Source organism: Psychrobacter sp. Ps7, assembly GCF_022129225.1.
Lineage (GTDB): Bacteria > Pseudomonadota > Gammaproteobacteria > Pseudomonadales > Moraxellaceae > Psychrobacter > Psychrobacter immobilis_A.
On sequence record NZ_JADQAH010000009.1, the window covers coordinates 42,719 to 65,407 of the forward strand.

The window sequence follows — 22,689 nt, forward strand, 5'->3', positions numbered from 1 at the left end:
CGAACTCTATTGACAGCATTACTATCGTGGCCGATAGCAATATCGCGAGCTTGGATGCGTTTTTTAATGCTTCGATGCTTGGACAGGTATCTGAGCAGACGGTCAATATAATCACCGTCGCTGGACGCGATATCAATGCGCAGTTGCTCGCAGAATTACAACCTGATGTGCTGTTGATACGCTCGGTGACGCCAGTAGACGAGGCATTGCTAGCCAATAATAACAGCATAAAATTTGTTGGTTCAGCGACTATCGGTACCGATCATGTCGATCAAGACTATTTGGCGGCGCGAAATATCACTTTCGCCAATGCGGCTGGATGTAGCAAGCATTCTGTTGCGCAGTATGTCTTGACGGCGATTTTGACGTTGCGTCCGCACTATTGGCAGCAATCCACGAAGCCATTAACATTGGGCATCATCGGACTTGGTAATATTGGTAGTACGCTCGCTCAGTATGCCAATGATTTAGGCTGGCAAGTACTAGGCTATGATCCACTACTGCCTGCATCGAATACGAATAATGCCAGCCTTGAGCAAGTGCTTAGCCAAAGCAATGTGGTTAGTTTGCATGTACCTCTGACAGACGAGAAGGGTGATGTGCACCCTAGAGGCGGCAATTATCCAACACGGCATCTCATTGATGCAGATACATTGGCCATGATGCCTGCGCATACTTTGCTGATTAACAGTGCGCGCGGACCAGTCATTAATGCGCGTGATTTAGAAGCAGATATTGAACGCACAGATCGCCAAGTAGTGCTCGATGTGTTTGAGTTTGAACCAGAGATTTCTGAGCACTTATTGTCCAAACTGGCTATCGCTACTCCGCATATCGCAGGCTATACGGTCGAAGGTAAGCTGCGTGGTACGCAAATTATCTATGATGCGCTCTGTGAAAAGTTAGCAGTCTTGCCTGTATTGTCGATGCATCAGTTGCTACCGCTCAATACTTATCTCTGGTCTGAGTTAAAAGCACATCCAGACAGATTACAGAAATTTTATGACATCATGCACGATGATGCTGCACTAAGAAGCAAGCTGGCTGACGGTCAAGTAAAGGGTGTTGACTTTGATCAGTTGCGCCGAGATTATCACTTACGCCGTGAGTGGCAGTGGTAAAAGTTAGGTAGCCTTCAACCCTAAAGTAGCATCTGAGAACTTATTCTTATCCTTTAATTGCAGTAAATAATAATGACCCAAGCAAGTAACTCTTCTTCAAAACCCAGCTATGCGCCGACCATGACATTGGCAATGGCTCAGCAGCGTGCGCACTTGATGAGCACCGTTCGTCAGTTTTTTGCCACGCATCAAGTGCTTGAAGTGCAAACACCGCTACTATCGCAGGCTGGCAATACTGATACTTTCTTACAATCAGTCGCTGCGCAAGTGACGTATCAAGATAACCCCTATACTTATTATCTGCATACTTCACCTGAGTTTGCTATGAAGCGTTTACTTGCCAGCTGGCAAGTGCCTATATATCAAATTTGCTCCGTATTTCGAGATAACGAAATAGGCGTACGCCATAATATCGAATTTACCATGCTTGAGTGGTATCAGCCGAATTATAGTCTGGATGATATGGCGGCTGAATTAGGTGAATTATTAGCGGCGCTTTATGGACATTCAGTGGTAATGAGTCATTACCGCTATGTTGATGCGTTTATGGATTTTGTCGGCATACATCCGCTAACAGCTAGCCTTGATGCCTTGCAAGCAGTAGCAGAAGATAAGGGTTTGACAGGTTTTGATTTTAATAGCGACTTGGCTAACACAGAAGATGGCGAAGCAGATATTCGTCAAAGCTGGCTGGATTTGCTGTTTAGTCATGCGGTCGAGCCAAACTTAGGTCACGACTTACCGACCTTGATTATAGAATATCCACCTGCCACGGCTGCACTGGCAAAAACAGCGGTTGATAAAGAGGGCAATACAGTCGCTAAACGTTTCGAGCTGTATATCAATGGCATTGAGATTGCCAACGCTTATGATGAGCTAGCAGATGGACAAGCGTTAAGAGAACGGTTTGAGCAAGACAATCAACTGCGTAAGCGTCATAACCTGCCACAAATGCCAATCGATGAGCATTTATTAGCAGCGTCTGATGCTTTAATTCCCTGTAGCGGTATCGCCGTTGGTATTGATAGATTACTCATGGTAATCACAGGCGCGAATAGCTTAGAAGATGTGATTTCTTTTCCAAGCGGTTTGGCTTAGTCGATTATTGATAGACTTAATATAGTTGCCACTTATTTATTTGACGAGCCTATTAGAAAAAAGCGAGTAACTCATTAGGCTTACTCGCTTTTTTCGTTTTAATCGCTGTAAAGTTGATTCTTATAATTTTGCAATCGCTTCATCAATCGCAGTCTCACCGTTATGCATACTAAACACTTTCTTGACGGTATTATTGGCATTTAGGACGGCTGCCAGAGTAGTCGCCACATCGGCAATTGAATTTTCTCCAGCATTATCATCGTTAACAGTGACTTTACCAGTTGCTTCGCGCTCTTTTAGCGCCCCTGCTTGAACGATGGTGTAGTCAAGGCTACTATTATTAATCAACCACTGATCCGCATAGTGTTTGCAGATATAGTATTCTTTTAGGTCAGCAATACCAGCATTGTCCCATTTGCTGGTGTCTAACGAAAAGACGGTGCTAAGCATAATATAGCGCTTAATGCCTTTGTCCTCTGCGGCTTGCATGGTCTTGACCGCCCCATGTAAATCTACTTCTAAGACGTCCTTACCGCCAGACCCTGCAACGAAATAGACAGCGTCAATGTCTTGAGCAATTTGTTTTTGTATAGCCTCTTTTTCGGCAGTAATATCTAAATCTAGTTGGCTATAATTGTCATTGGTAAACAATTTTTCTTTTTGGCGTGTCGTGCCAATAACTTGATGGTTATCCGCTAATAGCTGCTTGACCAAATCCGTTCCCACTCTACCACTTGCCCCAATTACTAAAATTTTCATTGTCATTCCTATTCTTATATACGTTATCGTTGTTGTAAAAACTGACTATAGCGTATCAAGAAAAAACGGCATACTTCGTTATGAAGCGTGCCGATTGCATAGTGTTTGGTTATGTCGTGTATACAGTTTGCAAAGTGGATAAGATCAAAAAATCAAAGACAAAGCGTGTGAAAACTAGCGTACCAACTTGTTTAATCCATCAGCAAAGGCTTTTTTATCACGATCGCCATAAGGTTTTTGACCACTCATTTCTTGTAGCTCGAGCACGCCAGTACCGCGCATGGTATCCATGAAATCACGCATATTGAGCTTTTGCTTGATATTATTTTTGTCATAGACCATGCCGCGAGAGGTCAAGACCATACCACCTTTGTCCAAAATGTCATTAGCCAAAGGAATGTCGCTGGTAATAGCCAGATCGCCTGGCTGTATTTGCTCAACGATATAATCATCGGCTTTATCAAAGCCTGATGGCACCACTGTCATTACAAGTAGTGGTGACTTACGCAGTTTGATCGGCTGATTGGCGACGAATATTGCCATGGTTTGTGTGCGTTCAGCGGTTTTGATAATCAAATCTTTGGCAATCAATGGCACCGAATCGGCATCTACCCAAATCTGCATTATTTCTTAACCTTTTCTGTTTTTGCCTTAGCGTCGATAGCCTTAGTTGTTTGGCTGTCATCGATATGGACTTCTATACTCTCTAAAATATTGTCATTGTCAGTAGTGGTTAGACTATCTGACGCTTTTGGCTGGCTATCAATCGCAGATGGTTTTTTCTCAAGTCCCATTTTATTGGGTAGCGTAGCGACGAGCTTGGCCAAAGCAGGCTCTAAGTCGGCAACGTCGTTTGGCATCAAGGTAATATGCGCAATTTTGCGGTCATCGCGTTCTGCTTTGTGGTAGCTATGATAGTGCGCACCATCGATATTTAGTACGTCGCTGATATCTGGATATTGCCCCAAGATATTGAGCATAATCGCTGGATGCACGTTGTCGGTATCACCTAATGGCAGATTGACGACGGCACGAATGTGGTTTTCAAATTGGCTGGTGACAGCGCCTTCAATACTCCAATGTCCTGAATTATGCACGCGCGGCGCAATTTCATTAGCGAGTAGCGTGTCATGACCACGCGCATCTTTGGTCACAAAGAGCTCAAGTGCCATTACACCAACATAGTCTAAGTGGTTCATGATCTTGGTGATGGCATCGGTTGCTTGTTTGAATAAATGACTGGTACCAACGGCAGGCGCTTGGGTCTTGGCTAAAATACCATTATGATGATGGTTTTCGACCAAATCGTAGCAACGAACCTGACCATTTTGTGCGCGTGCGGCGATAATAGAAAGCTCGCGGCTAAAGTTAATGAAACCTTCTGCAATCAAAGGGGCGGGCGTTGGCGTTAGTGAGCCTTTACCAGTGACCGCATCTTTAAGATTTTGCCATGCCGCCTTGATATCACTGTCTTGTCTAATCACGAACTGACCTTTGCCATCATAACCGCCACGGCTGGTTTTTAGGACGATAGGCAGTCCTAATTCATGACAGGCTTGCTGCAAATCCGCTTCAGAGTTGACAGCCATAAAGGGTACAGTGGCGATCTCAAGTGAATTGAACATTTGCTTTTCTTTTAAGCGGTCTTGAGCGATATCAAGCGCAATCAATGGCGGAAACATACCTTGTTTACTACCTGATTTTGACAGATCGGTCAGCTGTTCCACTGTCGCAGTCGGTGTGTTTTCAAACTCTAAGGTGAAAACGTCTGCTGCTGCGATGAAGTCTTCCAATTGATCGCTATGAAAGACGCGACCGTATAGGCTAGCAGGGCAGTCAGCGCTGTCTTCTAAAAACACACATTGGTAGCCAAGTGGCATCGCTGCTTCGGCAAGCATCATACCAAGCTGACCACCGCCTAAAATACCGATGGTACGAATGGTTTGGGTAACAGGGTAAGCGTTCGCTGTAGTCATGGCAGGCTCTTTGAGTTAAAAATGAATAATATTTTGGGTGTAATAAAAGGTAAAAAGTCATCTATTAAAATAGGAAAAGGTGCATTACATGCACCTTGTATTAAGTAAAACCCATCTAAAAATAAATATCAAGTAAATAGCACCTATGTCTCAATAATGGGATTCAAGAACCGTTATCAAAAACAGGTAATTAGGTATTGATAATGCCTGGCGTTGGGCTAGCAAGGATAGTATCAGTTTGCGTTTGGCGCAGATTGTCCAGCTTAGCCGCAATGGTCTCATCATTCAATGCTAACACTTGAATCGCAAGCAGAGCAGCATTGTAAGCGCCTGCTGAGCCAATCGCTAATGTGCCAACTGCGACGCCTTTAGGCATCTGTACGATAGACAGGAGACTATCCCAACCGCTGAGCATAGAAGACTTTACAGGGACGCCAAAGACAGGGAGCGGCGTTTGGCTGGCACACATGCCAGGCAGATGCGCCGCGCCGCCAGCGCCAGCGATGATAACTTGTAGACCGTTATCTTTTGCACTTTTTGCATAGTCAAACAATCTATCAGGGGTGCGGTGTGCTGAAACCACTTCACAATCAAAAGCGATATCAAAGTCTGCGAGCAATTGCGCTGCCGCACTCATGGTTGCCCAATCAGATTGTGATCCCATAATAATGCCAACTTTCGGTTGACCAGCAGGGGAGGCGATAGGGCTGTTTTGATCCATCGTGTTAACAGTAGCTGTTGTGGTGCTCATGCTTTGATATCCTCAAAAAGACCATCATACAAAAGTTTTGTTGCCTTCGTAAAGCCAAGTTTGATTTTTAATAAGAAAGCAGGGGCAATAGTACCAATTTTATGGATTGGGGTTTACCGATTTATCATGGCGATATTGGACAAAGTTACTGGCTTTTAGTGGCAATGGTTGCTCAGTATCGAGCTGATAACAAGTCAGATATCCGCTGTCTACCGCCGCTGAATAATCAGTACAGGCTACTTGTGAACTCAGTGGCTCAGGCGTGCCAGTTAGCCAATAATGACCGACAAATACCGCTTTATCCGTTTTCAGAGCGAAATCAATATTTTCAGCCAACACCTCTTTTGGAATCTGAGCCAATGCTGATGCAGGCGCACGCGCCACCTCATAAAGACGGCGTTTATTCAGCCCGTCAAGCCACCAGCATACTCGCACGCGCTTGCGCTCAGTGCCTTCTTTATCGACCATGACTATGCCGTCGGGTAATGCTGTTTCTACACCTTTTAACACCCGCTCTAGCGCGTCAAATGGCGCCGTGTTTTCTTTGGCAGTGGCGACTAGCCCGTGCGGCGTTAAACAGTTATCGTCAGTCAATAGTGGCTGCAATACCGCCATACTATCGACATCCCAGCAGGCATGAACAAAACAAGCGTCGTCTGTTTCAATCCATAAAGGCAGCTCGTATAACCGATTAAGCCAATATTGATGACGCTCTGAGCCAAAAGCTATTTCGGCTAAAAATGCCGCATGTTGGCGCGTATGTATGTCATTGTGCGAGCGCAGATATTGGCTGGAGTTATCAGGGTCAAGTGTGGCAAAGGCGAGGGCATTATATTCATGATTACCCATTATCCCATCTGCCACGTTAGCATCTAACATGGCAAAAACAATTTCTAAGGTAGCCAATTGCTGTGGTCCTCGGTCAATCAAGTCACCGATGAATAACGCCCGATGCCCTGCTGGCGGTACAAAGTACGTGCCATTATGAACGTAACCTAGCTGCTCTAATAAGCCAATTAACTTGTATGCGTAGCCGTGAATATCACCGATAACATCTATTATCATAATAATTATCAAATTCTTAAATAGTTTGTTGAGTATAAGTTTGTGCAAAACATAACGCGATGTTAATCATCGCTTGGTTACTTAAACTGCCATCATAACTCAAGTGCTCATTTCACTTTTCACCACTGAGCTTCATTAATAAACTTCATTACTAAATTTAAAGCCCAGGTGATAATAGCGCATTGATAAAATGCGGTAGGACTTGCGGTTCTAAAATAATCGTGGCAATAACCCCAAACGCGCCGCCCCACATATGCGCCATATGATTGATATTAGAGCCGCCCCGTTTGTCTGCATAGATACTATAAGCGATATAAGCGACGGCGAATAATATCGCAGGTATAGGAACAATCGCGAATAGGTAGATTTTCTCCCACGGTGCCAGCAAAATAAAAGCAAACAATACGGCTGATACACCGCCTGACGCGCCAAGGCTTAGATAGCTCGCATTATTTTTATTCTTGAGGTAGCTTGGAATCATCGCAATGGTAATGGCCAATACGTAAAAGACCACAAAACCATAGCCAAATAAGAACGGCTGATATAGCCCTTCAATAGCACGACCGAAAAAGTATAAAGTAAACATATTAAAGAGCAGGTGCATGCTATCGGCATGAATAAAGCCATGCGTGACAAAACGGTCCCACTGCCCATTATTTACCGCTGGCGGATAAAAAATAAGTCGATTAAATACTGTTTTGTTTTGCCATGCCACTAAGCTGACAATAACCGTGATAATAATAATAAGGGTCGTATGATTGAACAAAGGAAAATCCTTAGGCTGCGCCTGATATGTGACAAGGTGATGAATAACAATGTTCAAAGCCTACGCATTATGGCTGAGTGCAAACTAAATAGGACTGACAAGCAATTATTAAGCATGAGCTATTTATAATAAAGTAATACTAACAGTAGTTATGATAATGCAAAAACTTATTATGTGACAAAATAGTGCATTTATATGCTTTTATAGTGAATAATATAGCAGCCTGTCAGGCAAATTGAGTAATGCTTCGTATCTTGACGGTAATGGTGGGTTAAATGAGAGCGGTATCCAAGAATACAGACGCTAACGACAAGTAAAGTAAACGTTTCATGCGTTGGTGAATTTAAAATAAGCGCCGAAAGAGGCAGTAATCTATGAGTATTATCGACCAATTAGAAAAGACCGTAACGCCAGCTGTCATAGGTGAGCGCAATAGTCATGATAGTGTGGCTTACATCAGCTTATTGGAGCAGTTTTATGCCATCTTGGCATCACGTCTCGCCTTGCCGCAAGTCTACTCACAATTTATCCGCGCCGAGCAAGGGATGGTTGATAGAGTCACAGAAAGCCCACTGTTCGAACAACTGTGGCAAGATAAAAGTGTACAACAGCTTATGATCCGAGAGCTGTCTACCATGCATCATATTGATGAGTCTGCTACGTTACAGCTGCTCATCAATGCCGCGCCACTGGCCTATCGTGAGCTGACAGTATTGGCAAACGGACAGTTTTTGCCAGCGTTTTTGCAGGGAGAGCAGGCAGCATTGCGTCAGTATTTACCAATGTGGTCAGCACCTATTATTACTGCTCCTCAAAACGTCAATAGCGCATCAGAAACACACCCATACATCGCCGCAGATATTGATAGCGTACCAGTGCGTGACACTTCTTTGGATGGACGGCAAAATTCTCATATAGATACCAGTACGATCGCCGCAGCGCCAGTCGCTTATAGACAAAATGCTGATACAGCAGATAAAAAAGATATTGGAAATACTGATGTAGAAAGTATGAGGATAGGTAATACCGATGGTCATTTTAGTGCTCATACTGGCGCCATTCATGCCAATCCATCCGCGCATCATTTGGCAGAAAATAGCAGTATGAAGCAAGAAAAAGTGCGTACTCGCAATCAACGTAATGATTTACTGGTACGGGTGGGTTTATTAATAGTAGCCATTGCCGCGATAGGGCTTGCTGCTTGGGCAATATTAATCAGACCGAACAACGCGCCGCCTATAGAAGCCGCTGCGACAGTGCCTGTTGTGGTAGCACCAACGCCTGCACCAGTAGCGCCAACGATGACTCCCATTGAGCTAATCGTTGGCGTAGATAACAGCGGTAGTCTGTATACCTGTAGTGCTACCATTGGCGATGCAGCGCTACAAAGCACCTTGCAACAAGCGCTCAATACCAGCTTTGGTGAGCAAGCGAGTATTTGCGAATTAACAGTACAGGCTGGAGTTGCCAGTAGTATTGCCAATTTACCAGAGGAAGTACTGCCCAATGTCTTGACGATGATTAGGTCTACGCCATTTGCACGCCTACACTTGCAGAATGATCGCCTTATGTTAGAAGCGCCAGACAGTATGCTCTTGCAACGACTGGTTACGGATATGCGTACTTTGATACCTGCCATGGTCATCGATAGTACTGCACCATTACCATTGCCTGAAAATAACGATGCTGATGCCAATGCAATGAATAATACGAATAACCAGTTTGAGAATGAGGGACCTGCCAACAATCAGTATGCTAATGACTATAACAACAGTGGGTCTGGAGAGTTCCAAGCAGCAGATGACGATGCAGGTGATCGTATCGTACCTACTCCTGCACCCAACAATTATAGTAACAATGCCAACAATATTCCCAGTAACATTCCTAACAATACCCCTAACAATACACCGATGAATAACAGACCGTCAGGTTCTATTTCAGAATCGGAGGTAGATGATATGGCAAGCACACTCATCATCGCTGAACCTGCGCAAGTAAGGAATAAATGATTGGATAATAGAGGTGTTTAACGATTGTTTGATCAATTTATCCATTGAAACAAGTTATCAAGTAAAGATGGCGGTATAAGTTGCTTATACCGCCATTTTTTCTGTTGATACCCAGTCAGAATTATGTAAAAGACCACAAAGTATCTGAAAAAAGGATGTATTTTCTCCATTTATACATAAGTTTTACTGATTCTTTTATGGGTTCTCACTGAGCTAATGATTGGTTATTTGCCATGTTTTTGGTTACGTGTGACACTTGAAATATTACCTAACGTATCATTTGTACAACAACCTGTTGATTGTTAACACTGACTTAATACTTTTATAATGATGAAAATTGAACAGGGTTAAGATGGTTTTAGCTGTCATGGTTCTTATTTCAAATCATTATTTTATCTGGCGTTTTTTGAATATTTTAATTATATAAATCGATACTAATATAGGCATTAATAGGAGAATTGTATTATGGATATTATCAGTCATTTGACGCGTACCGTTAGCCCAGCCGTGCTGGAAGATGATCATAGTCCCGCTAAAAAGGGGCTGCTTGAACAGTTCTACGCTATTTTTGCGGCTCGCTTAGCGGATAACGATACTTATAATCGTTTTGCAAATGAAAATATCACTCGTGACGACCAAGGGTTTTATGACCGTGTATGGAGCGATGATTCGCAACGTGATCAAATCGCTCGTGAGCTGGCAGGCAAGCATAATGTTGATGCGACGTCTTCGCGCGGACTGATAGCGATGGCAGCGCCACTGGCTTTTCACGAAATCAAAAGCTTGGCAGGTACCACACCAGTGCCGCAGTTCTTAAATGATAATCTCGACAGTTACCAGCGTTATATTCCTGCCTGGGCAAGCGCCGTTCTGCCAGTCGGTATGTTGGCAGCGACGCCTGCTGCTGGCGCGCGTATCTCTGATACGGTGAGCACCGCTCCATTGCAACGCGAAGAAGAGCAGCAAGGCAGCTTTATGAAAGCATTGCTCCCCATTATTGGTTTGATTATTTTAGGCGCATTGGCTTGGGCTTTACTTCGTGGTTGCCAAGAGAATCCTGAGCCTGTCGCTACACCGGTGGCTACTGCCCAACAAGCAGCGCAGGGAGAGGGTCAGTTGGCAGTGGCAGGTGATATCGAGCCTGCATCATTGCGCATTGCGACTGGTGAAAATAGTGAACTGTATGCTTGCCGTATGAATGTGGGCGACGAGACCTTGCAGACCAATGTAATGAATGCGTTAACCAGTGCATTTGGTGAAGAAGCCAATAAATGCCGTGCTGATGTCGATGATAATTTTGCAGTAGATATGCCAGCGGCGGCTCAGCTAGCTACTATCTTACCTATCGTCAAAAATGTACCAAATGCGAGCATGATCATCAAAGGCGATGTTATCACTGTCAATGCGCCTGATGCAGCGGCATTAGATAAGCTAGTGGCTGACTTAAAAGCGGCTGTTCCTGCGATGACCATCCAAGCCGAAGGACCGTTAGATTTGCAGGGTGAGATTGATAATAGTTTGGCAGCTGCGGATGTTGCTATGACCAATCTCGGTAAAAACCCAGATCCACGTGATGTGGCTCGTGCATTGAGTATTCAGGTTATCAACTTTGAAGTGGATGAAGCGGTCATTCCTGATGTCAATAAAGAGCTGCTTGACCGCGCTGCTAAGATTATCAACGAAGTACCGAATATGAAGCTGACGATTATCGGTCATACTGACAGTCAGGCATCAGATTCTTACAATGTAGAATTGTCTCGTGATCGCGCTGAGGCAGTGAAAGAGTATTTGGTATCTCAAGGTGTTGATGCCAGTAAACTGATGACGAAAGGCATGGGTGAATCAGAACCTATCGCTGATAACTCAACGGAGCAGGGTCGCTTCCGTAATCGCCGTATTGAATTTATAGTCAATGACGAGATGGCCAGTGCGAACGATGGTATGATTATTAGTAATGATGCGCTTGACCCAGACTTAAACCCTTTGGATAGCAATAACGATGACTTATTGCCTGATGGTGATGATGCCACTCAAGGTACGGCAGTAGATCCAGCCAATTAATGCACAAAAGATTGATTGAGAAGTTATTCATTCAAAAAAACCGCATCTTATAAAAGGTGCGGTTTTTCATTTTGTTAAGGCTGTTGTTTATAGGTGGCTAATGATAAGTATCTAATGATAAGCGATTATTTATAGGCGGTCGGATCTTTTGATTCAGTAGCGTTGCGAATCACTTGTGCCTCAGATTGAGTACTAAAAAAGGTTTGAGTCACGTTTTTCTTTGCCTGTTGCCAATAATCAAATTGTTGACAAGTTGATTCCAGATCACCTTGCCATTTTGGTATCTGTCCGCACATTGTTTTAATACGGTTTTGATTGGGATAAGGCAGCTCTTGTGCGGTCTCTGCGGCTTCATGGGCGGCGACGCGATCATTACAAACCAGCGCAATATCACAACCCGCTTCAATCGCGGCTTTCACACGTGCACTGACATCGCCTGCGGCTTGAGCACCTGCCATACATAGATCATCAGAGAATAAGACCCCATCAAACTTTAGCTGATCCCGTATGATGTCCTTGAGCCAAATTTTAGAAAAACCTGCTGGCTGGTCATCGACTTGCGAAAAAATAACATGGGCAGGCATTAAGGCATCAAGCCACGGTAGGGTTTGGGCAAAAGGCTGCATATCGCTATGCATAATCTCATCCAAGCTACGCGTATCGATGGCCTCAGCCACATGGGAATCAGGGGCAATCGCGCCATGACCGGGGAAATGCTTACCTGTGGTTGCCATGCCAGCGGCTTTCATACCGCGCATAAACTGAGTCGCCAGCGCAGTGATCGCTTGCGGCTCTTGATGGAAGCTACGATCCCCAATGACTTGGCTGATGCCATCTCTGTCAAGTACTGGGGCAAAACTGAGATCAATGCCCACTGCCAATACTTCTGTTGCCATTAGATAGCCACAATCGTAAGCACAGCTTAGCGCATGGCTAGGCTCTTGATTGAAGAGCTCCCCAAGCTTGCCCATGGCAGGTAGTGGCGTAAAGCCATTGCGCAGGCGTGCGACTCGTCCACCTTCTTGGTCGACGCCGATTAATATATCTGGGTTGTGATAACGTATGTCGTCACACAACGCCCGTACTTGTGCGGCATCTGCAACGTTTCGGGCAAATAGAATCACCCCGCCCACCTGTGCCTGTTTGATTAAGCTGACATCTTCTGCTGTCAGTGCGGTACTATCGATATCAATCATTAAGACGCCGTACATTGCGTAATCCTTATGGTGTTATATATTGTTATATGATCAGTTTAGCTTCAAATAAATAAATGATGATAATTGGCAGTGTGCCACTATTATCAAAACTGCTTTATTATGACAGTTATTAGCAAATGAGCATAATGTGGCAGATGAATGAACTCAAATCAATTCGCGAGTGGGCATTGAATCGTCAATAAATGACCCAAATAATGATGAACAATAAATGTCATAGAAAGTTTGGTATGTGCAGACGTAGCGTGTAAGATTGCTTATACAGTTTGAGACAGTTGGATATCTATGTGCATGATAATATTGAGTGATTTTTAACAATATATTAGCAAACAGCAATGGCATTTAGTGACCATAATTACTCAGAAAATAGCATTTTAGAAAATATCGTTTTAGCTTTTAGAAAGTATCATTGAATACATATTCGATTGATAATGGTAGATAAATATTTCGTGACTTAAAGATAAAGCATTTATAGGCGGCGCCTGATTCAGTCACTTTTGATTTTTATAAAACAAATAATATTATTAACGTAAAATAACTAGGTATATATGATGAAAAAACAACCAGCACAGTGGTTACTCAGTGCAGCATCAGTGGGCATCGCCGGTATTATTCTCACCCAGAGCTACGGGACGGCAATGGCCGACACCAATACTGAAGGCTTTGTACAAACCCCTGAACAAAAAGTCACCACTCGCCAAGTAGCCGCATTGCTGGATCGTAGCCACTATTTGAATCAGCCGCTAGATAGCAAAACGGGCAGCGAAATCTTGTCTATGTATATCGATAGCCTTGACCCAAACCATACGTTGTTTTTGCAGTCTGATGTGGATGAGTTTAAGAACAAATACGCCGATGAATTCGGTGCTCGCCTCAAGCGTGGCGACTTATCTGCAGGAGTAGAGGTCTTTGAACGCTATCGCAAACGCTCAAATGAGTATTTTGCGATGGCGAGCAAGATGCTAAAAACCGATATTGATTTGACGAGTGATGACACGATCGTGCTCGACCGTGAAAAACTCAATCATTTTAAAACCAAAAAAGAGCAGCGTGATTATTGGACGCGTCAGCTGAAGTTTCAGCTGATGAGTATTACCTTGGGTCAAGAAGATGAAAAAGCCAAAGAAAAAGTATTCCTGAGCAATCCAGATATTACTCGTGGACAAGATTTGGTGCGCAATGACCAACGTACACCAAGCGAGATTTTACAAAATCGTTTATCGCGACAGCAAGAGCAGTTTAAGCGTCTCACAAATGATGAAATCATGGAAACCATCTTAAATACGGCGATGCTGACTTACGATCCGCACAGTAATTATTACGCACCGATTCAAGCCAACGAATTGCAAATCCAATCTAGCCTGCAACTAGAAGGCATTGGCGTCTCTATTCGTCCTGACCGTAAAAACCCAGATTATACTCGCATCGTGACCTTGGTTGATGGTGGTCCAGCAGCCAAATCTGGTCAGATTAAACCCAACGATTTGATTATCGGTATTGCCAAAGATGGCGAGAACATGACAGACGTGGTTGGCTGGTCAACGCGTGAGATTGTGAGCTTGATTCGTGGTAAACGTGGCACATCAGTGACCATTAAAGTGCGTCAGCCAAATACCCCTGATGCCAGTGCCCGTAACGTGACGGTGGTTCGTGACATTATTCAACAAGAAGAGTCAGGGGTTACCCAGCGCGTGGTAGAAGTACAGCGCCCTAATATTGATAAAACGCCAAAACGCATCGGCGTCCTTGAGATACCAAGCTTTTATCTGAATTATCAGGCACGCCGTAACGGTGAGGATTATCGCAGCGTCAGTATCGATACCGAAAAAGCGTTGAAAGCGTTGAATAAAGAAAATATTGATGGCCTCGTGGTTGATTTGCGCAATAACCCAGGTGGTTCATTGGATGAAGTAGCAAAAATGCTTGGCTTCTTTATCAAGAGCGGACCGATGGTGCAAATCCGTGACAATCGCGGCAACATTCAGGTCTACCGTGACGATGATGGCGGTGAGCAACTTTATGATGGCAAAGTGGTCGTTATTACCAATCTAGCGTCTGCCTCAGCCAGTGAAATATTTGCCGCGGCTATCCAAGATTACGGTCGTGGGCTAGTGGTTGGTAGTACGACAACGGGTAAAGGTTCAGCGCAGATTCAACTCGATAATTTGGCATTGGGTTCAGCCACTTTAACACAGCGCAAATTCTATCGCATCACTGGTGGTAGTACGCAGAATAAAGGTGTGGTACCTGATGTAGAGTTGGTCAATATCTACGATGATGCCACTTTTGGTGAACGTGCGCAGAAAAAAGCGTTACCTTGGGATACCATCAAAACGGCGCCTTACAAGCCTGAAGGTAAGTTCACTGATACGACGCTAGCGACACTTAACCAGCAGTCTAAAATTCGTCAAGAGCAAAACCCACAGTTTGTTTATCTCTCAGCGCTAAACAACATTCGTGATATGGAAGATGAGAAAAAACCAATTCCACTTGATATCAATAGCCGCCGCGCTAAGATGCAGTTGATTGAAAAGCGTTCATTAGAAGCTGAAAACAAACGTCTTATTGCAACGGGTGAGCGCCCTTATGCCAATTGGAACACCTATCAAGCAGCAATGGATGCAAAATTTGAAGAACGCAGTCGCATGAAAGCCAAGGAGCGCCCAGAGCTACCTGAAGACGAAGCCTTCATCAATGAAGCTGCCTATATTATGCTAAGCGCTGAACCTAAAGCATTGTTAAGCCCTGAAGAGAAGCTATAAACGGTCAGTATTGTCAGCCAAAAAGGCTGTGATTAAAATCCATGTAAGCATATGCTTACATGGATTGACGTTTATACCTCTTACTAACCATGAGGCAATCTGCGATTATAACTGTACGGCACGATTGAACGAAAAGGTTCATTGATACTAGGGATTGGTATCTCAAAGGTCGCATCAGGGATAGGTGGTTTGCTGATTAAGGATGATAAGGCTAGATGCCTGTCAGTTATAGGATACTCCGGGATTAGGTATCATATAACGATAACATGGATGGTTAGTGATAAAAGCCGCATAACGCTTGTCGTTATGCGGCTTTGTTACGTCTGGACATTAGTAATTTTTATGGTAGATTTTTTAGAGAGATATTGCTCAAGTTTAATATCACTGTAGACGTGAATAGCGCTCAGCTTATAGATAAGTATATTAATATTGAACTTATCATAGAATAAGCATAAAAAAGGCCAGTAACCTTATCAGCCACTGACCTTTTTTGACCAAATGGCAATCTTAATAAAGACTACCATTTAACATCTCACTATACTCTAGAAGAGATTAGTGCTCAACGCCACCAGCGCCATGGACATGACCATGGTTTAGTTCATCTTCAGTCGCTGCACGCACTTCTTGGATTTCAACATCAAACGTCAAACGCTTACCAGCCAATGGATGGTTTGCATCAACGGTCACTTCTTTGTCATTTACTTCAGTAACGGTAACTAGCATTACTTGTCCGCCAGCTTCTGACTGAAACTGCATACCCGGCTGGATATCTTCAACGCCTTGGAAGTTATCACGTGGTACATGTTGCACCGCTTGCTCTTGATATTCGCCGTAGCCATCAGCAGGTTCAACAACAGCATTAACTTGTTCGCCAGCAGATTTACCTTCTAGCTGTTGCTCAAGGCCTGGAATGATGTTGCTGTGGCCATGCAAGTACGCAAGTGGTTGACCTTCTGGTGATTGGTCAAGAATGTTGCCTTCGTCGTCTTTTAGTGTGTAATTGAATTTGACGGCAGTGTCTTTTGCAATAATAGTCATAAGTTATCCTAAATATATCTATGTAAAAAATTAAATACGGTTGCAATAAACCTAAAAAATCCAATCAGCAAGCCAAATAGCCACGTCATTAGTCAATTATCATCAGTTTATTAAAGTAACTTTAGCAGTTAGCATCTTTAATTGAGATGGCTCATATAACTTTCAAGGTAAAAACAATAAAAAATGCTATTTTATACTGATAAATGGCATTTTTTATGAAAATAAACACAGTTTTTTGTGGTTTTAAGACCGTAAATGGATATTCGGGGTTTGCCAGTTGCGTTTTTGGACAATGGCTTTTACCATAATGATATAAATAAGGATAAAAAAACAATGACTTCATTTGCCAATGATTCACGCAATCAGCTATCAGATGCCAATACAATCAGCGATCACCATAAAGCTAATATCAATTATCGACTCAATTTCGAGCGGTTTTCTGAGCACTTGGTTGATGTGTCGCTCCATTTTACGGCAGTAAATGATGTGCCTCAACTTTGGTTGCCAGCGTGGATACCAGGCAGTTATCTGATGCGTGAGTTTGCGCGCAACATTACCGCGGTGCATTATCAGGTGTTAGACAGCCAAATCATGGATGACGATACTCACGAGACTTATCGCGCGCACAAAATAGATAAAAACACGTGGCAATTACCAAAAGCCAAGGCAGGGCAAGCCATCAGTGTCCATTATGAAGTGTACTGCTATGATTTATCGGTACGTACTGCCTATGTCGATCAGCAACGTTTGTATGGGAATTTTACCTCACTGGCATTGGCTGTAGAGGGGCAGGAGCATCGAGCTGTACAAGTCAGTTTAGCAGTGCCAGCAGCATTTTTAGCAGGTAAAGACGAGAGTCGGCTGCTATTGGCATGTGGGTTAGAGTCTACGCATCTACGTCTTGATGGGCAGCATAGCTATGGACTACAAGCAGGCAGTTATCACGACCTTATTGATTACCCGTTTGAGATTGCAGAACAAGATAAGTTTGACTTTATTATTCAAGACAGTACGCATCAGACGCTACATCATCGCTTTTATCTCTCAGGTAAGCACAGCGCCAATATGGGCAGGCTACAGCAGGATGTCACTCAGATATGTCAGTGCTATTTAGATTGGTTGGGTGATGCGCCATTTAATGATTATACGTTTATGACCTTTGCCAGTGGTCAGGATTATGGTGGACTTGAGCATATCAATTCGACCAGTCTCATTACGCCGCGCCGAGACTTACCAACTCTTGATGAGCCAAAAATACCAAGCACCGATTATCAGCGATTTTTGGGCTTATGCAGCCATGAGTATTTTCATTCGTGGTGGGTCAAAACGGTACGCCCAGATGTTATGTTGGATGTCGATTTGCGCCGCGAGGCATTTACACCACTGCTATGGGTATTTGAGGGATTTACTTCGTATATCGATGATTTTATGTTACAAGCGTCAGGTGTGATTGACAAAACAAGCTATCTCAAGCTATTGGCGGAACAAATTAATCGCTACTATCAAACCGATGGGCGTGCGTATCAAAGTGTTGCCGAGTCGAGCTTTGATGCGTGGATTAAGTTATACCGTAATGACGAAAATACGGGTAATGCAGGTATCAGCTACTACAACAAAGGGGCACTGGTTGCATTATGTTTGGATTTGACGCTACTCCAAAAGAGTGCTGATCGCTATCGTCTGTTTGATGTGGTCAAGGCTTTTTATACTCAGGCCAAGCAAAACGATAACAAACGTGTCGGCATTAGCAGTGCTGATATGGGTGCAGTCATTGGACAGTTTATGCCATTAGCAGATTGGGAGGATTTTGAGCATCGTTATGTCAACGGTGTTGAAGAGTTGCCAATTGAAGCGCTGCTGGCGGCAAACGATATTAGCATGCATAGTAATAGCAAAGAGACGGCTGACAAGCATATGCCTTGGGGCATACGCTGTACTGAAACACCTGCTGGACTCAAGGTTAATCGCGTGACACGTGCTAGTGTCGCTGCTAGAGCGGGTATTTCAGCGAACGATGTCATTGTGGCGCTTGACGGTATCAAAGCTGATAGTAAACAATTGGCGTTGCTAAGTAATGTGGAGCGCGACATTGAGTGTCACCTGTTTCGCCGTGATGAGTTGATGCGTATTAATGTGCTGCCTAAGGCGGCTGATGAAGCCATCGACAAAGCATCTCCGCATAAAGTGAGCTTGCACTTGGCAAAAGCAAATCAATCGTCAGGAGTCAGTGATAATTCTTCTCCAGTCGATGCAGGCTGGCAAGCATGGCTTAATGCTATAGAGCGTTATCAAAGTTAAATACATTGCTAAATGTATTAATGTGAATGTATTTGTTCTCACTATTCTGTCCAATAATTGGTTAAAAGTAAAAGCCCCTGCCAAATAATATTATTTGGCAGGGGCAGGGGCAGGGGCAGGGGCAGGGGCAGGGGCAGGGGCTTTGTGTAGTGACTGGCAGTCTTTTTCAAGCGTGCTAAAAATTAACAGCTAAGTCAGCGTTTAGTAATTCAGCACCTAAGAAGCAGATTGCTCAGATTGCTGATGATTATCCGCTTCACTTGTGCCCTGTATCTCTTTAGTATTTTTATCGGTACTAGCATTAGCATCTGCAATCCATTGTTGCATATGCTCAATCTCAGTCTGCTGACCATCGATGATATCTTGTGCCAATTGACGCATCTCTTCGTCAGTACCATATTTCAGCTGAATGTTTGCCATCTCTACCGCGCCAATGTGATGCGGCAGCATACCACGTGCAAATGCCATGTCAGGCACAGGATCGGCGATACCCAATACCATCTCGCCATTTAAGACATCCATGCTTCTGGCATACGCTTGCTGCATCGCTTCAGTATTGGGTTTAGGTTTGGCTGTATCAGGGTGGCTAGCAAGCCATTTATTCAAAATATCGATTTCAACTTGCTGAGTGGCGATAATCTCTTGTGCCAATTGACGCATCTCTTCGTCAGTACCATATTTCAGCTGAATTTTTGCCATTTCTACGGCACCGCGGTGGTGGCCAAGCATCGCTTTAGCAAAGGCTGTATCAGGATCGTTATAACCCATACCGATCATCATCTCATCATGCATTCTAGTCATCGACCTTGTATAGTCTCTGAGTATGTCGGTCATTTGGCTCTCGTCTGCGCTGTTTTCGCCAGCTACTAGGTCGTTATCAGCGTCGACGTCATTTGGAGCATCAACGATATCAGTCACAGGTGGGGTCGCTGCATTAGGATCTGTGTCATCGTTGTCTTTTGTCGGCTGACAGGCGCTCATTATAAGCGCTGTAGAAACGCTAGTGGCCAACAAGATCCAACGACGAGAAGCAAACATAACATATCCCTATAATAAAAAATCAAATGATAAGTGGATGAGACTTATGATACCTAAATAATGGTGTTCTGAAGCTTAGCAGATAAACCTTGCTCGTTCGAGACGCGATGTTTAGCAAGTCGTAATTGGTTTTAATGGATATCAAAGCCAATGACTAAGACGTATTCTTATCTAAAAAACTGATATAAATGAGGATATGTCTTAATAAGCAGATGCCAGTCACGAGCGATCAGCAATGAGATACCAGTAGATTGATAGTAACAATTAATTAAGAATGCCTAATTGCTGACAGCGTTCGCTAGTGAGATGAATGCGCACAAACTCACCAACGGCTAAATCACCCAATTCAAACCCTGCCACCGACCAACGTATCAAACGCAGACAAGGCAGTCCAACCTGCGCTGTCATACGTCTGACTTGGCGATTCTTACCTTCATAAATCGTCAGCATGAGCCATGAAGTCGGTACATTCTTACGCTCACGAATAGGCGGCTCACGTTGCCATAAATCAATGGGTAAGTTTGTCTCTTCTACCATGAGAGCCGTCGCCGGTAGTGTCTTGCCATCTTTTAAATGTACGCCAGAGGCAAGCTCATTTAACTGTGCTGGCGTTGCTGTGCCTTCAACTTGAACCAAGTAAGTTTTGCCCTGCTTATGACGATTTTTTGCAAAATTAGCAGCAGAAGGTGGCTGGGTAATGGCTTTATTGACTCGACCATCATTCGTTAAAATCAGCAAGCCCTCTGAGGTGGCATCAAGCCTACCAGCAATCCGTAAAGACTTATCGGTAAAATACTGTGATAGGGTGGTGTGATCATTGTTGCTGTCATCACGAAATTGACTTTGCACCCCATAAGGTTTGTTGAATAAAATCAGACTAGAGGTCGACATGTTTTGGGATTTCCTAAATTTGAATCATTATTTTGTGCGTATTTTGAGGTTAGAGCGTGTCCTCAATTTACGATTTTTAAAACGAGGACACACCCTAATAAAACGTTATTTTTTTAAATCAACGCTATAAGCTGCAAATTTGTTGATTTTATATAAAGTATCTTTGTTATTTTGCGCGTTATTATAACAGTCTGTGTGGATGCTATTTTACTAAAGGGATTTTTACAGTATCGTTAAGTCAATAAATCGTTAAGTCAATAAATGATTATTCAGTGCATCGCTATTTCACTTATTCATTTTTTAAACCATTTATCAGCATATCGCAACTTACCTATTGCTCAGACCTATTGCTCAGACCTATTGCTCAGACCTATTGCTCAAGGTTTTTAGTTTGGCTAACCCGCATTTAAAGCGTTATAAATAATCACAATAGAGTGGCTAGCATAACAGAGTGCTAAGGATGCTTGCGATATCTAACATACAACCAAGGAGTTTTATCCATGTCTTATGAGAAGGTTATCGTCCCAAGAGACGGCGAAAAAATTACCGTAAATGCTGATCTGTCGCTAAATGTACCCAATCATCCTATCATCCCGTTCGTTGAAGGGGATGGTATCGGGATCGATATCACGCCGGTCATGATAAAAGTGGTCAATGCGGCCGTGGAGAAAGCTTATCATGGCAAACAGTCCATCATTTGGATGGAGGCTTATCTTGGCGAAAAAGCCGCTAAAATATACGATGGTGACTATCTGCCAAGCGAGACGCTAGAGATTTTAAAAGACTATGTTATCAGTATCAAAGGTCCATTGACCACGCCAGTTGGCGGTGGTTTTCGCTCATTGAACGTAGCGGTACGTCAAGAGCTTGACCTCTATGTGTGTCAGCGCCCAGTTCGTTGGTTTGAAGGTGTACCAAGTCCTGTTCAACATCCTGAGCTGACAGATATGGTCATTTTCCGTGAAAACTCAGAAGATATCTATGCAGGTATCGAATGGAAAGCGGGCAGTGAGGATGCTAAGAAAATCATCAAATTCTTAAAAGAAGAGATGGGCGTTACGAAGATCCGCTTCGATGATGATTGCGGTATCGGCATCAAGCCAGTATCCAAAGAAGGCTCGCAGCGTCTGGTGCGTAAAGCCATTCAACATGCTATCGATAATGATTTGCCCAGTGTGACTTTAGTGCACAAAGGCAATATTATGAAGTATACCGAAGGCGCATTTAAGGAATGGGGCTATGAGCTGGCCGCAGAACGCTTTGATGCAGAATTATTAGATGGTGGTCCTTGGATGACAATGAAAAATCCAAAAACAGGCAATGATATTATTATCAAGGATGTTATTGCTGATGCCTTTTTGCAGCAAATCTTGATGCGTCCGGCGGATTATTCAGTCGTTGCGACGCTAAATTTAAACGGTGATTATATCTCAGATGCCCTAGCAGCCGAGGTGGGCGGTATTGGTATCGCACCGGGCGCTAACAAAGGCGGCGCAATTGCGGTTTATGAGGCAACTCATGGCACAGCACCTAAATACGCGGGTCAGAATAAAGTAAATCCTGGCTCATTGATTTTATCAGCTGAGATGATGTTACGAGACATGGGCTGGACAGAAGCCGCTGATCTCATTATCAGTGGTATCCAAGGTGCTATCGCTAACAAAACAGTCACTTATGACTTTGAGCGCCTCATGCCAGATGCTATCTTACTCAGTACTTCTGAGTTTGGTAAAGCGGTTATCAAGCACATGGATGTTTAAAAAGTATATAGAGCTGAGTCAGCTGTTATCAGAATTTTATAGTATTGATAAAAGTATCAATATTCACAAAAGTATTGATAAA

17 protein-coding genes are annotated in these 22,689 nt (G+C 43.6%); 7 read left to right on the top strand and 10 right to left on the bottom strand.

All coding sequences use genetic code 11. The features are described 5' to 3' along the window. Positions 1 to 8 precede the first annotated feature (8 nt). Both I3257_RS05040 and epmA read left to right on the top strand, forming a co-directional pair. Entirely contained in the window at positions 9 to 1,121 is a 1,113-nt protein-coding gene (locus tag I3257_RS05040; protein ID WP_238049048.1) for a 4-phosphoerythronate dehydrogenase, read from the top strand. Positions 1,122 to 1,193: 72 nt separating this feature from the next. Further along, positions 1,194 to 2,219: an EF-P lysine aminoacylase EpmA gene (gene epmA, locus I3257_RS05045; RefSeq protein WP_238049017.1), complete on the top strand. Its 1,026-nt coding sequence runs from the start codon at positions 1,194 to 1,196 to the stop codon at positions 2,217 to 2,219. A 120-nt stretch (positions 2,220 to 2,339) separates the two neighbouring features. Here the strand turns inward: epmA and I3257_RS05050 are convergent, their stop codons facing one another. The 6 genes from I3257_RS05050 to I3257_RS05075 all read right to left on the bottom strand — a co-directional run bounded on the left by I3257_RS05050 (position 2,340) and on the right by I3257_RS05075 (position 7,536). Beyond that, positions 2,340 to 2,978 carry an NAD(P)H-binding protein gene (locus I3257_RS05050; protein ID WP_238049018.1) on the bottom strand — a complete coding sequence of 213 codons (639 nt, stop codon included), beginning with the start codon at positions 2,976 to 2,978 and terminating at the stop codon, positions 2,340 to 2,342. 174 nt (positions 2,979 to 3,152) lie between these two features. Beyond that, entirely contained in the window at positions 3,153 to 3,602 is a 450-nt protein-coding gene (locus I3257_RS05055) for a YaiI/YqxD family protein (protein ID WP_087813938.1), read from the bottom strand. Then, entirely contained in the window at positions 3,602 to 4,954 is a 1,353-nt protein-coding gene (locus I3257_RS05060; RefSeq protein WP_238049019.1) for a 5-(carboxyamino)imidazole ribonucleotide synthase, read from the bottom strand. Before I3257_RS05060 ends, I3257_RS05055 begins: the two co-directional genes overlap by 1 nt. Positions 4,955 to 5,144: 190 nt before the next feature. After that, positions 5,145 to 5,705, bottom strand: coding sequence for a 5-(carboxyamino)imidazole ribonucleotide mutase (gene purE, locus I3257_RS05065; RefSeq protein ID WP_198329602.1), 561 nt, complete (start codon positions 5,703 to 5,705; stop codon positions 5,145 to 5,147). A gap of 99 nt (positions 5,706 to 5,804) precedes the next feature. Then, on the bottom strand, positions 5,805 to 6,770 hold the full coding sequence (locus I3257_RS05070; protein ID WP_238049020.1) for a metallophosphoesterase: 966 nt from the start codon (positions 6,768 to 6,770) through the stop codon (positions 5,805 to 5,807). 157 nt (positions 6,771 to 6,927) lie between these two features. Then, the gene (locus I3257_RS05075; protein WP_238049021.1) at positions 6,928 to 7,536 is read right to left on the bottom strand and encodes a rhomboid family intramembrane serine protease; all 609 of its coding nucleotides are present in this window, start codon (positions 7,534 to 7,536) and stop codon (positions 6,928 to 6,930) included. Positions 7,537 to 7,910: 374 nt separating this feature from the next. Between I3257_RS05075 and I3257_RS05080 the strand changes: the two genes are divergently transcribed. Next, positions 7,911 to 9,545, top strand: coding sequence for a hypothetical protein (locus I3257_RS05080; protein ID WP_238049022.1), 1,635 nt, complete (start codon positions 7,911 to 7,913; stop codon positions 9,543 to 9,545). A 465-nt stretch (positions 9,546 to 10,010) separates the two neighbouring features. Next, on the top strand, positions 10,011 to 11,606 hold the full coding sequence (locus tag I3257_RS05085; protein ID WP_238049023.1) for an OmpA family protein: 1,596 nt from the start codon (positions 10,011 to 10,013) through the stop codon (positions 11,604 to 11,606). A 125-nt stretch (positions 11,607 to 11,731) separates the two neighbouring features. On the opposite strand, the gene nagZ is transcribed toward I3257_RS05085, so the two are convergent. Next, positions 11,732 to 12,817: a beta-N-acetylhexosaminidase gene (nagZ, locus tag I3257_RS05090; protein WP_238049024.1), complete on the bottom strand. Its 1,086-nt coding sequence runs from the start codon at positions 12,815 to 12,817 to the stop codon at positions 11,732 to 11,734. Positions 12,818 to 13,371: 554 nt separating this feature from the next. Between nagZ and I3257_RS05095 the strand changes: the two genes are divergently transcribed. Beyond that, positions 13,372 to 15,582, top strand: a complete 2,211-nt coding sequence (locus I3257_RS05095) for a carboxy terminal-processing peptidase (protein ID WP_238049025.1) — start codon at positions 13,372 to 13,374, stop codon at positions 15,580 to 15,582. Between the two features lie 552 nt (positions 15,583 to 16,134). Here the strand turns inward: I3257_RS05095 and I3257_RS05100 are convergent. Further along, positions 16,135 to 16,620 carry a peptidylprolyl isomerase gene (locus tag I3257_RS05100; RefSeq protein ID WP_045443514.1) on the bottom strand — a complete coding sequence of 162 codons (486 nt, stop codon included), beginning with the start codon at positions 16,618 to 16,620 and terminating at the stop codon, positions 16,135 to 16,137. 333 nt (positions 16,621 to 16,953) lie between these two features. Here I3257_RS05100 and I3257_RS05105 point away from each other — a divergent pair, with 333 nt between their 5' ends. Beyond that, positions 16,954 to 18,918, top strand: a complete 1,965-nt coding sequence (locus tag I3257_RS05105) for a M61 family peptidase (RefSeq protein WP_238049026.1) — start codon at positions 16,954 to 16,956, stop codon at positions 18,916 to 18,918. 216 nt (positions 18,919 to 19,134) lie between these two features. Here the strand turns inward: I3257_RS05105 and I3257_RS05110 are convergent, their stop codons facing one another. Continuing rightward, positions 19,135 to 19,956 carry a DUF305 domain-containing protein gene (locus I3257_RS05110; protein WP_238049027.1) on the bottom strand — a complete coding sequence of 274 codons (822 nt, stop codon included), beginning with the start codon at positions 19,954 to 19,956 and terminating at the stop codon, positions 19,135 to 19,137. Between the two features lie 264 nt (positions 19,957 to 20,220). Then, positions 20,221 to 20,847, bottom strand: coding sequence for a pseudouridine synthase (locus I3257_RS05115; RefSeq protein ID WP_238049028.1), 627 nt, complete (start codon positions 20,845 to 20,847; stop codon positions 20,221 to 20,223). A 500-nt stretch (positions 20,848 to 21,347) separates the two neighbouring features. Between I3257_RS05115 and icd the strand changes: the two genes are divergently transcribed. Further along, a complete protein-coding gene (gene icd / locus I3257_RS05120; protein ID WP_055123470.1) occupies positions 21,348 to 22,607 on the top strand; it encodes an NADP-dependent isocitrate dehydrogenase in 1,260 nt (419 codons plus the stop codon). Positions 22,608 to 22,689 lie beyond the last annotated feature (82 nt).

Bases quoted from the DNA above. Each gene is read 5' to 3' on its own strand.
- epmA (WP_238049017.1), top strand. From the start codon at position 1,194: ATGACCCAAGCAAGTAACTCTTCTTCAAAACCCAGCTATGCGCCGACC.
- I3257_RS05050 (WP_238049018.1), bottom strand. From the start codon at position 2,978: ATGAAAATTTTAGTAATTGGGGCAAGTGGTAGAGTGGGAACGGATTTG.
- I3257_RS05055 (WP_087813938.1), bottom strand. From the start codon at position 3,602: ATGCAGATTTGGGTAGATGCCGATTCGGTGCCATTGATTGCCAAAGAT.
- I3257_RS05060 (WP_238049019.1), bottom strand. From the start codon at position 4,954: ATGACTACAGCGAACGCTTACCCTGTTACCCAAACCATTCGTACCATC.
- purE (WP_198329602.1), bottom strand. From the start codon at position 5,705: ATGAGCACCACAACAGCTACTGTTAACACGATGGATCAAAACAGCCCT.
- I3257_RS05070 (WP_238049020.1), bottom strand. From the start codon at position 6,770: ATGATAATAGATGTTATCGGTGATATTCACGGCTACGCATACAAGTTA.
- I3257_RS05080 (WP_238049022.1), top strand. From the start codon at position 7,911: ATGAGTATTATCGACCAATTAGAAAAGACCGTAACGCCAGCTGTCATA.
- I3257_RS05085 (WP_238049023.1), top strand. From the start codon at position 10,011: ATGGATATTATCAGTCATTTGACGCGTACCGTTAGCCCAGCCGTGCTG.
- nagZ (WP_238049024.1), bottom strand. From the start codon at position 12,817: ATGTACGGCGTCTTAATGATTGATATCGATAGTACCGCACTGACAGCA.
- I3257_RS05095 (WP_238049025.1), top strand. From the start codon at position 13,372: ATGAAAAAACAACCAGCACAGTGGTTACTCAGTGCAGCATCAGTGGGC.
- I3257_RS05100 (WP_045443514.1), bottom strand. From the start codon at position 16,620: ATGACTATTATTGCAAAAGACACTGCCGTCAAATTCAATTACACACTA.
- I3257_RS05105 (WP_238049026.1), top strand. From the start codon at position 16,954: ATGACTTCATTTGCCAATGATTCACGCAATCAGCTATCAGATGCCAAT.
- I3257_RS05110 (WP_238049027.1), bottom strand. From the start codon at position 19,956: ATGTTTGCTTCTCGTCGTTGGATCTTGTTGGCCACTAGCGTTTCTACA.
- I3257_RS05115 (WP_238049028.1), bottom strand. From the start codon at position 20,847: ATGTCGACCTCTAGTCTGATTTTATTCAACAAACCTTATGGGGTGCAA.
- icd (WP_055123470.1), top strand. From the start codon at position 21,348: ATGTCTTATGAGAAGGTTATCGTCCCAAGAGACGGCGAAAAAATTACC.